We start from the raw sequence: 295 nt of genomic DNA, 5'->3' as shown, positions 1-295 counted from the left end.
GTTCCCGGATGGCCTGGCTGGCAGCGATGGCGCGGTGCACCGGGGCATCCAGGCCCAGCCGTTCCGCGTGGCGCACGACTGCCCCGCTCTGATCGGCCAGCTCGGAGGGCCGGCCCGCGGCCAGGTCCCGCTGCAGGGACGAGGTGGTTTCGGGTGCGAAGCCGTGCAGGTAGCTGTCCCAGATGGCGGTCAGCTCCGCGTCGCCGAGCTCGGCTCCGTCGGCGCGCGCCACAGCGAAGACCTCGCGCATGGCCCGGTTGACGAGGTCCCGGGTGGCCGGCTCCGCCCGGGTCTG

The 295-nt window shown here is 74.6% G+C and carries 1 protein-coding gene; it reads right to left on the bottom strand.

The features are described 5' to 3' along the window. On the bottom strand, positions 1 to 295 hold a 295-nt coding region (locus OOT08_RS02905; RefSeq protein ID WP_325091042.1), incomplete at both ends, for a ketopantoate reductase family protein.

The sequence above is a fragment of the Leucobacter sp. M11 genome (genome assembly GCF_035726885.1).
In the GTDB taxonomy this organism is placed as follows: Bacteria; Actinomycetota; Actinomycetes; order Actinomycetales; family Microbacteriaceae; genus JAPFRB01.
The sequence above is the reverse complement of the archived record's forward strand: the minus strand, read 5'-3'. Positions and strand labels throughout refer to the sequence as shown.